Annotated in this window: 7 protein-coding genes; 6 read left to right on the forward strand and 1 reads right to left on the reverse strand. The window is 44.9% G+C overall.

What is annotated here, in order from left to right; translation table 11 throughout:
* The first annotated feature begins 492 nt into the window (after positions 1 to 492).
* Positions 493 to 1,431: a calcium/sodium antiporter gene (locus ED312_RS01335; RefSeq protein ID WP_123214177.1), complete on the forward strand. Its 939-nt coding sequence runs from the start codon at positions 493 to 495 to the stop codon at positions 1,429 to 1,431.
* Between the two features lie 179 nt (positions 1,432 to 1,610).
* On the opposite strand, the gene ED312_RS01340 is transcribed toward ED312_RS01335, so the two are convergent.
* Positions 1,611 to 2,642 carry a glutamine synthetase beta-grasp domain-containing protein gene (locus tag ED312_RS01340; protein ID WP_123214178.1) on the reverse strand — a complete coding sequence of 344 codons (1,032 nt, stop codon included), beginning with the start codon at positions 2,640 to 2,642 and terminating at the stop codon, positions 1,611 to 1,613.
* 514 nt (positions 2,643 to 3,156) lie between these two features.
* Between ED312_RS01340 and ED312_RS01345 the strand changes: the two genes are divergently transcribed.
* From ED312_RS01345 to ED312_RS01365, 5 genes are all read left to right on the forward strand, one after another.
* Positions 3,157 to 5,343, forward strand: a complete 2,187-nt coding sequence (locus tag ED312_RS01345; protein WP_123214209.1) for a glutamine synthetase III family protein — start codon at positions 3,157 to 3,159, stop codon at positions 5,341 to 5,343.
* A 144-nt stretch (positions 5,344 to 5,487) separates the two neighbouring features.
* Positions 5,488 to 6,666 carry an AIR synthase related protein gene (locus ED312_RS01350; protein WP_123214179.1) on the forward strand — a complete coding sequence of 393 codons (1,179 nt, stop codon included), beginning with the start codon at positions 5,488 to 5,490 and terminating at the stop codon, positions 6,664 to 6,666.
* A gap of 116 nt (positions 6,667 to 6,782) precedes the next feature.
* The gene (prfA, locus tag ED312_RS01355) at positions 6,783 to 7,856 is read left to right on the forward strand and encodes a peptide chain release factor 1 (RefSeq protein ID WP_123214180.1); all 1,074 of its coding nucleotides are present in this window, start codon (positions 6,783 to 6,785) and stop codon (positions 7,854 to 7,856) included.
* Positions 7,857 to 7,966: 110 nt separating this feature from the next.
* On the forward strand, positions 7,967 to 8,782 hold the full coding sequence (gene pyrF / locus ED312_RS01360; protein ID WP_123214181.1) for an orotidine-5'-phosphate decarboxylase: 816 nt from the start codon (positions 7,967 to 7,969) through the stop codon (positions 8,780 to 8,782).
* A gap of 21 nt (positions 8,783 to 8,803) precedes the next feature.
* On the forward strand, positions 8,804 to 9,595 hold the full coding sequence (locus tag ED312_RS01365; RefSeq protein WP_123214182.1) for an ABC transporter substrate-binding protein: 792 nt from the start codon (positions 8,804 to 8,806) through the stop codon (positions 9,593 to 9,595).
* The last annotated feature ends 394 nt before the right edge of the window (positions 9,596 to 9,989 follow it).

The following is a 9,989-nucleotide window of genomic DNA, read 5'->3' on the forward strand; positions in this document are numbered from 1 at the left end:
CAGGCAGGTTACCCGTCCGGAACTTGCCAGGAGACTGACCGTGATACCATCTGTTTCACAATTATGCCCCTACCGGTATTGCGCTGGCAGAGATACTTTTCGTTATAGCCGGGGGTTTTACCGAATGTAGACTGCGAAGCCAGAGACATTGGCAATACCAGAAGAGATACATGCCGTTTCCGTATTTACACCGCCATTATAACCTGTTGCTAAGTAGCCGGTATAGGAAATAACCTGAAGTTGATCGTTCAACCTATGACATTATAAATTAAGGGTATCCCCTGCCGACTAAAACACCTGTAAAAGAGTTGTTTACGAATATGAGTTACAATAACCTCAAAGAGCGCGAATATAACCAATTGAAAATCATATGTTTTTAAGTGGATGCCAGTGGTAAAAATAGATAAATGATAATGTTTCCGGCAAATGCACAAGGGTTGTTTTGTCCTAAAGGCAAAAGTCCTATATTCGCAATTGGTTAAAAAAGTACGTATGGATATTGCATTTATAATTATAGGTTTGGTTTTACTGGTATTCGGAGGAGACTGGTTGCTTCGCGCCGCCGTAGGGATGTCATTGCGGTTGCATATTCCCCGCATGGTGATAGGTATGACCGTAGTATCTTTCGCTACTTCTGCCCCCGAACTGATTGTAAGTGTAAAATCGGCACTCGATGGCTTTTCGGATATTGCCCTGGGTAATGTGGTGGGGTCCAATATAGCCAACCTGGGGCTAGTCCTGGGGCTTACGGTTTTACTCTCTTCGATAACCGTTCAGAAAAGCTTTTATAAAATGGACTGGCCGTTTATGATGCTGGCTTCACTGGTACTTTACGGTTTTATCTTTTTTGACGGGATGATACAGCGCTGGGAAGGTATGGTGTTATTTACCCTGCTGATATTGTTTATCCTCGTAATGTTCCGTAATAAAGGCGATAATGAGGTGCCCGATGAAGTATCCGAAATGGCAGATAAAGTTCCAGGAACAGGGAAAATACTTCTTCTCCTGCTGATCGGGGGAGTTGCGTTGTGGGGTGGCTCCGAGTTATTGATACGGGGGGCCGTGGGTATGGCCGGATATTACGGAGTAAGTGAACGGGTCATTGCGGTTACCGTAGTTTCCGTGGGAACCAGTATTCCTGAACTGGCAGCCTCCATAATGGCGGTATTGCGAAAAGAAAAAGCCATATCCCTGGGAAATCTTCTGGGGTCCAATATCTTTAATATTCTGGCAGTTCTTGGTATTACAGCCATTATAACACCTGTACAGGCAAAAGATGAGAGGCTTATAAGCAGCGATCTTTATTGGATGCTGGGCTATGCCTTTATATTGTTGCCACTGGTGTTTCTGCCCAGGAAAATGAGATTGGGTAAACCCGAAGGGATCATTCTGGTCGGGTCCTATATAGCCTTTGTCTATTTTACACTGTAACCTGTAAAGAAGCAGGGGCTGAAAATTACATGTTCCGCATTACACGACCACCCAGCAGGTGAACTAGGTTTCCGGGAAGGGAAGAAGATGAATAATATAACAAAAAACGCCGGCAATCGAAGAAAGAGAGCCGGCGTTTTTAATTATACACAAAAAACAGAATTATTCACTATTGCTGTTTATACGGCAACAGCGTTATTTACTTCAACGGATTTTACCGTTTTGATGATTCTTGCTGCAATTTTATACGGGTCACCGTTCGATGCCGGTCTCCTGTCTTCCAGCCATCCTTTCCAGCCGCGCTCCACAGTTCCGATAGGAATACGTATCGAAGCACCCCGATCAGATACACCATAGCTGAAGTCCGTGATGGAAGCGGTTTCGTGCTTACCGGTCAGTCGCTGGTCATTATGTGCACCGTAAACCTCAATATGTTCCGTTACTACAGGACGGAATGCTTCACAAATGCTTTCGTAAACTCCTTTATCGCCACAAGTTCTCAATATAGAGTTGGAGAAGTTGGCATGCATACCGCTTCCGTTCCAGTCAAGTTGTCCGAGCGGTTTCGGATGCCAGTTTACTGCAATACCGTATTTTTCACAAATTCTTTCCAGGAAATAGCGGGCTACCCATATCTGGTCGCCGGCTTCTGCAGCGCCTTTGGCGAAAATCTGGAACTCCCATTGTCCGGCAGCAACCTCTGCATTGATACCTTCTACATTGAGTCCGGCCTCGAGGCATACATCCAGGTGTTCCTCCACGATTTCTCTTCCGTAAGCGTTGTTCGCACCGACAGAACAGTAATATTGTCCCTGAGGTGCCGGATAACCGTTGGCAGGGAAACCGAGAGGTTTATTAGTTTCGGGATTCCAGAGGAAATATTCCTGCTCAAAACCAAACCAGAAGTCATTATCATCATCATCTATAATAGCTCTTCCGTTAGAGACATGCGGAGTTCCGTTAGGATTCAGGACCTCGCACATTACCAGATAGGCATTCTTTCTCTGCGGATCGGGGCAAATAAAAACGGGCTTTAGCAGGCAATCGGAAGAGTTACCTTCTGCCTGTTCTGTTGAAGAACCGTCAAAAGACCACATTTCACAATCTTCCAGTCTGCCTGAAAAATCACTCACAATTTTTGTCTTACTCCTCAGGCTCTGCGTCGGTACATAACCATCTAACCAAATGTACTCAAGTTTAGCTCTGCTCATATCATTTCATAATTTAAATTGAACACTAATCTACGTCGGTATAGTGGTGTAAAAGTAATATTTTTTTTGATACTGTGTAAATTTAATAGGGGTTGTGGTATTTTTAGTCGTTTCTTTTTAGGTATACCCTATTTTTAATAGGGGGTTGTTGAATATAATTTATTTTGAAGGGTAGATTTTTGTTTAATCTTTAACGGAATTTAATTTTAAAACAAAAAAGTCTCCGATTGTGGTATTAGAGGGGTTGAAATATAACGGATAGGGTTTTTTTTGTTCAAACCGGTATTTGTGGCAGGGGGTGTTCAAAAAAAAGAGATTTTTGTTGCGGTATTTTTATATATTTGGATGCAAAATACAAAAAGCAGGGAGTGTATGTCGTCCAGGTTTTTCAGGGAAAAACAGCAGGCAGGTGGCCCGCGGAAGGTGGCGTCGGGGAAATGAAGGAAGAAAAAATTTTGTATATATAATAAAATGGTGTAAAAAACAGAACAGAAACAATAACCAACAAAGCAATATGGCAACAATCAGATTTAAGGCTATACAGGAAACTTTTGGCAGAACGGCAATTCCGGTGCAGGAGACAATAAAGCGCTCGGAGTTGTTCGGGGAAAATGTTTTCAATGAAACGGCGATGCGGCAATTTATGACGAAAGAAGCTTTTGTCAGCGTAATGAACGCCATTGAATTTGGAGAAAAAATAAACCGGAAAATTGCAAACCAGGTAGCTGCGGCGATGAAAGACTGGGCTATTTCAAAAGGAGCTACACACTATACGCACTGGTTCCAGCCCCTTACCGGAGCTACGGCGGAAAAGCACGACGCCTTCTTTGAAACCATAGGGGGAGGAATGGCCATGGAGAAATTTGACGGAAGCCAGCTGGTACAGCAGGAGCCGGATGCATCCAGTTTCCCTAACGGCGGTATCCGAAATACTTTCGAAGCCCGTGGATATACGGCATGGGACCCTACTTCTCCCGCATTCATTTACGGCGGAACACTTTGTATCCCTACAGTATTCGTTTCTTATACAGGAGAGGCCCTGGACAACAAAGCACCGCTTTTAAGGGCATTACAGGCAATAGATAACGCCGCTACCGAAGTGGCAAAATACTTTGATAAGAACGTCACCAAAGTTACGGCTACCCTTGGGTGGGAACAGGAGTATTTTCTTGTGGACAAAGCCCTTGCTTATACCAGGCCGGATCTTCTTCAGGCCGGGAGAATGTTACTGGGGCATTCTGCGGCAAAAGGCCAGCAGCTGGATGACCATTATTTCGGATCCATTCCCAACAGGGTGGTGAATTTTATGCGTGACCTGGAGATCGAGTGTATGAGGCTCGGGATTCCGGTTAAAACACGTCATAATGAAGTGGCCCCGAATCAGTTTGAGCTTGCACCCATCTTTGAAGAGGCAAGTATGGCTGTCGATCACAATTCCCTGTTAATGGATGTGATGGATAAAACTGCCGACAGGCATTACTTTAAAGTACTGTTTCACGAAAAACCGTTTTCCGGCATCAACGGTTCCGGAAAACACAATAACTGGTCATTGGCAACCAATACCGGTATCAATCTGCTGGGCCCGGGAAGTACCCCGATGAAAAACCTGCAGTTCCTTACATTCTTTATCAACACTATAAAAGCGGTAAATGAGTATGAAGAACTGATCCGCGCCTCCGTGGCTTCGGCAACAAACGACCACAGATTGGGAGCAAACGAAGCACCACCGGCCATTATGTCCGTATTTATCGGCGAGCAGCTTACCCGTGTTCTGGACGAACTGGAAGATGTATCTACCGGTAAACTGTCGCCCCAGGAAAAAACCGACCTCAAACTGAATGTAGTCGGAAAAATCCCGGAAATATTACTGGATAATACCGACCGTAACAGAACATCTCCTTTTGCTTTCACCGGAAATAAGTTTGAGCTTCGTGCCGTAGGTTCCAAAGCCAACTGCGGTAAGCCGATGACAGTGTTGAATACGATTGTGGCAAAACAACTCATGGAATTCAAAAAAGAGGTGGATGCACTGATCTCCAAAAAGAAACTGAAGAAAGACGAAGCCATATTCAACGTATTACGTGAATATATCAAATCTTCAAGAAGAATACGTTTCGAAGGTGACGGATATAGCGCCGCATGGGAAAAAGAAGCCGGGCGTCGCGGACTCAGCAACAATAAGACCACACCGTCGGCGCTTAAGGCCATGGTGTCCAAGAAAGCCATTTCCCTGTTCGAAGAAATGAAGGTAATGAGTAAAGTGGAAGTAAAGGCACGACACGAAATAGAACTGGAAGAGTACACTATGAAGGTGCAGATAGAGGGCCGGGTACTCGGAGACATTGCGCGAAACCACGTTATTCCTACTGCCATCCGTTACCAGAATATCCTTATTGACAACGTTAAGGGGCTCAAGGATGTTTTCGGTACCGATTTCAAGAAAGTTGCATCAGAACAATTAGACCTTATCGAAGAGATTTCCGAGCATATTGCCGAGATTAATTCGAAGGTAACGGCTATGATCGAAGAGCGTAAGAAAGCCAACGTGATTACCAGTGCCGAACTTAAAGCGGAAGCATACTGCGAAAAAGTGAAGCCTTATTTTGATGAAATACGATACCATTGTGATAAACTGGAACTGCTCGTGGATGACGAGTTATGGACCCTTACCAAATACAGGGAACTTCTGTTTATCAAATAATCAGGTCATAAACTTTGCCTTAAGGGGAGATTTTGCGAGAGCAGGGTCTCCCCGTTTTTTATGGGGACATGCGGATGAAATCCGCAATAAAATCGGCCGGTATCAGCCTGAAATTATGTATTTTTGCGGCAAACGACTTTATTTATGAGTTCTTCGGTAAGTAAGAGATATTCCCAGAGGGGCGTTTCGGCCTCTAAGGAAGACGTACACAATGCCATAAAAAATATCAATAAAGGACTTTTTCCCAAAGCCTTTTGCAAGATAGTTCCCGATTACCTCACCGGCGATGAAGAAAGCTGCTTGGTCATGCATGCCGACGGAGCGGGGACCAAATCATCCCTGGCGTACCTGTACTGGAAAGAAACAGGAGATATCTCCGTGTGGAAAGGGATCGCCCAGGATGCGCTTATTATGAATATAGACGATCTCTTATGTGTAGGTGCTACAGATAATATATTATTATCCTCTACCATCGGCAGGAATAAAAACCTGGTTCCCGGGGAAGTTATCTCCGCGATAATAAACGGCACGGAAGAACTCATTGCCGAACTCGGGGAATTCGGGGTTAAAATACATGCTACCGGCGGAGAAACCGCCGACGTGGGGGACCTGGTACGGACTATTATCGTAGATTCTACCGTAACAGCAAGGATACAACGGAAAAATGTTATTGATAATGCCAACATAAGAGCCGGTAATGTTATCGTGGGACTGGCTTCTTTCGGTCAGGCAAAATATGAGAAAGAATACAACGGGGGTATGGGAAGCAATGGCCTTACTTCGGCCAGGCACGATGTATTTGGCAGATATCTTGCGGAAAAATATCCCGAAAGTTTTGATCCGTCCGTTCCGGAAGACCTGGTATATTCCGGAGGTGTAAAACTTACCGACCCGGTGGAAGGTTCACCGCTGGATGCCGGAAAACTGGTTTTGTCACCCACAAGGACCTATGCGCCTGTCATCAAAAAAATATTGGAGAAATACACTCCGGAAGACATTTGCGGTATGGTGCATTGCAGTGGCGGGGCACAGACCAAAATTCTTCATTTCGTCGAAAACCTACACGTCATAAAAGACAATCTCTTTAAGGTCCCCCCGCTGTTCAGGCTTATACAGCAGCAATCCGGAACGGACTGGAAAGAAATGTACCAGGTGTTTAACTGTGGCCACAGAATGGAACTCTATGTAAATGAAGATATAGTGGAAGATATCATGGCCATATCCCGGTCTTTTGGCGTAGATGCACAGATCGTGGGAAGGGTAGAGGCCGCAGACCACAAAAAACTTACTATAGAAAGCGAATTCGGGGTGTTCGGATATTAGTCTGATAAAAATATCGTAATTTTGCCAACCGAATGAACCACAGGTTTATTGACAGTTCGTACCGGGGATGATATGCCCGAAACAGGCGGATCGTCAGTCAAAAATCGTAAATCTAAATGTTAGACAGGTTAAACATAGTAAAACAGCGTTTTGATGAGGTTTCGGACCTTATCATACAACCCGATATCATAGCCGACCAGAAGCGTTATGTACAACTCAACAAGGAGTATAAGGACCTGAAAGGTGTTGTGGATAAACGGGAGGAATATAAGACCGTACTGGACAATATTGCCGAAGCCGAAGAAATTATTGCCGATGGCAGTGATGCCGAAATGGTGGAAATGGCAAAAATGCAACTGGAGGAAGCCAGGGAGCAACTCCCGGCACTGGAAGAGGAAATAAAATACTTGCTTATCCCGAAGGACCCCGAAGACGTTAAAAATGCCATGATGGAGATCCGGGCGGGTACCGGTGGTGACGAGGCATCCATTTTTGCGGGTGATCTTTACCGTATGTATACCAAGTATTGCGAGGGGCGCGGATGGAAAGTGAATGTAGTGGATTTTAACGAAGGGACCTCCGGAGGTTTTAAAGAGGTCATATTTGAAGTCAACGGCGAAGATGTTTACGGGAACCTGAAATTTGAAGCGGGAGTACACCGCGTACAGCGTGTGCCGCAAACCGAAACCCAGGGACGGGTACACACCTCGGCAGCAACCGTAATGGTGCTTCCCGAAGCAGAAGAGTTTGATGTGGAACTGGACATGGGCGATGTAAAGATCATCCGTACGACATCCACGGGACCCGGCGGACAGTCGGTGAATACTACCTATTCCGCAATCCAGTTACAACACATTCCCACTGGGATAGAAGTACGTTGCCAGGATGAAAAATCCCAGCATAAGAATCTCGAAAAAGCGATCAAGGTATTGCGTTCCCGTTTGTATGAAAGAGAACTTGCCAAGAAACAGGAAGCTGATGCGGCAAAGCGTAAGAGTATGGTTTCCAGCGGGGACAGGAGTGCCAAAATACGAACATACAACTATCCGCAGGGAAGGGTTACCGATCACAGGATAGGCCTTACCCTTTATGACCTTCAGAATATCATAAACGGCGACATCGGTAAGATTATCGAAGAATTAAAACTCGCGGAAAATACCGAAAAACTGAAAGAAGGCGACGTATTTTAAGCAAACCGGGGAATTACCTTGAACAAGCAGGAATATAAGAATATACCAAACAGCAATGCCGCACCGCAAGTATTTTGAAGTGCGGCATTTTATTAACCATACGATACGGCATGACAACACAAGAACTGATACGACAGATACACCGGAAAAAATCCTTTCTCTGTGTAGGGCTGGATGTAGATATGCAAAAGATCCCCGCACACCTGCTGGAGGAAGAAGATCCCATATTTGCCTTTAATAAGGCCATTATCGATGCTACCAGTCATGTAACTGTTGCTTATAAACCCAATATCGCTTTTTATGAAGCTTACGGAATAAAAGGCTGGGAAGCCTTGCATAAGACCATAGGTTACCTGAACGAAAAATATCCCGAGATTTTTACCATTGCCGATGCCAAAAGAGGGGATATAGGCAATACTTCCGCCATGTATGCCAAAGCTTTTTTTGAAGATCTCGGGTTCGATTCGGTTACCGTGGCCCCGTATATGGGAAAAGATTCCGTAGAGCCCTTTCTGGAATTCGAAGACAGGCATACCATATTGCTGGCCCTCACCTCTAACCAGGGAGCTTTTGATTTTCAGACGAAAGATACGGAAGGCAGGGAATTGTACAAAAGGATACTGGAAACGTCCGGGAAGTGGAAAAACAGCCATAACCTGATGTATGTGGTAGGAGCGACCAAAGCAGAATACCTGGCAGATATCCGGCGTATTGTGCCCGATAGTTTTTTGCTGGTGCCCGGTATTGGTGCACAAGGGGGGAGCCTGGAAGAAGTATGCAAATACGGTATGAATGAAAATATCGGCTTGCTTGTAAATTCGGCAAGGGGCATCATATACGCGTCCGGCGGAATGGATTTTGCCGGGGCCGCAAAGACAGAAGCAGAGAAAATACAATCGATCATGGCTGCCGTTATGCCCGGGTAAATCCTGAAAAATCCGATTCCATTGATTATTAAAGATCAGATACAGCGCGAAATTATTCTGGAAAAAGTGCCCGGGCGCATTGTGTCCCTGGTACCCTCCCAGACAGAATTGCTGTTCGATCTGGGGTTGGAGGACAGCATAGCAGGAATTACGAAATTCTGTGTGCATCCGTACCATTTCAAATCCGTGAAAACTATTGTCGGGGGGACCAAAAAAGTAAAATATGACCGGATCAGGGAACTGCAGCCGGACATTATCCTATGCAATAAGGAAGAGAATACCCGCGAAATGGTAGAAGAACTGGAAAAGATAGCCCCCGTACATGTTTCGGATATCTTCACCATAAAAGATTCCCTGGACCTGATCCGGCAGTACGGGGAGATATTCTCCTGCCGGACGGATGCATCCCGTATTACAGATAAAATAGAACACAGACTCCGGGATTTCCGGGAATACATAGCGGATAAACCCGTGCTGAAAGCAGCCTATTTTATCTGGCGTGAACCCTGGATGGTAGCCGGAGGAAATACTTTTATAGATCATCTGCTTACCCTGAACGGTTTTGAGAATATTTACGGAAATAAAGAGCGGTACCCCGTGGTGGAATTAAAGAAAATACGCCTGGAAGGGGACCCTGACCTGGTTTTTCTCTCATCAGAACCTTATCCTTTCAAAGAAGAGCACGCATTTGAAGCAGGACGGTTTACCCACCATGCCAAAACGGTCTTTGTAGATGGAGAGATGTTCAGCTGGTACGGGTCTCGCCTTGTAAAGGCTTTCGATTATTTCAAAATGCTGAGGGAGCGGCTATAACAATGTTTGCCCCTGGAGAAGGAGGGGGCATGCCGGTGGTTTCGGTACAATTGCCTATCGGCAATCACTCAACCACCTTGTGTCGTCTGTAATTTTGTGAAAAGCAACGAACAGGGATCATCATTAAATGCTAATGTAATTCAAGCAGAGGTGGTTGAGTGTCCCGGCTTTGCCGGGATGTACCGAAACCACCGACCAACTGACCCGGCTGGTTGCTGCGAAACCGTATGAAATAAAAAAAAGGGACTTATTAAGCCCCTTTTTCTAAACTAACTAACTCAAATAATCATTAATAAAAGTTCACACGAACACTACAAAATTCAGAATTTAAATTTCTATTCGCGTTAATTTTACATTAGCAATTTATTAAATAAAATAGATATAAAATTATTAA

It is taken from the genome of Sinomicrobium pectinilyticum, from assembly GCF_003725735.1.
In the GTDB taxonomy this organism is placed as follows: Bacteria; Bacteroidota; Bacteroidia; order Flavobacteriales; family Flavobacteriaceae; genus Sinomicrobium; species Sinomicrobium pectinilyticum.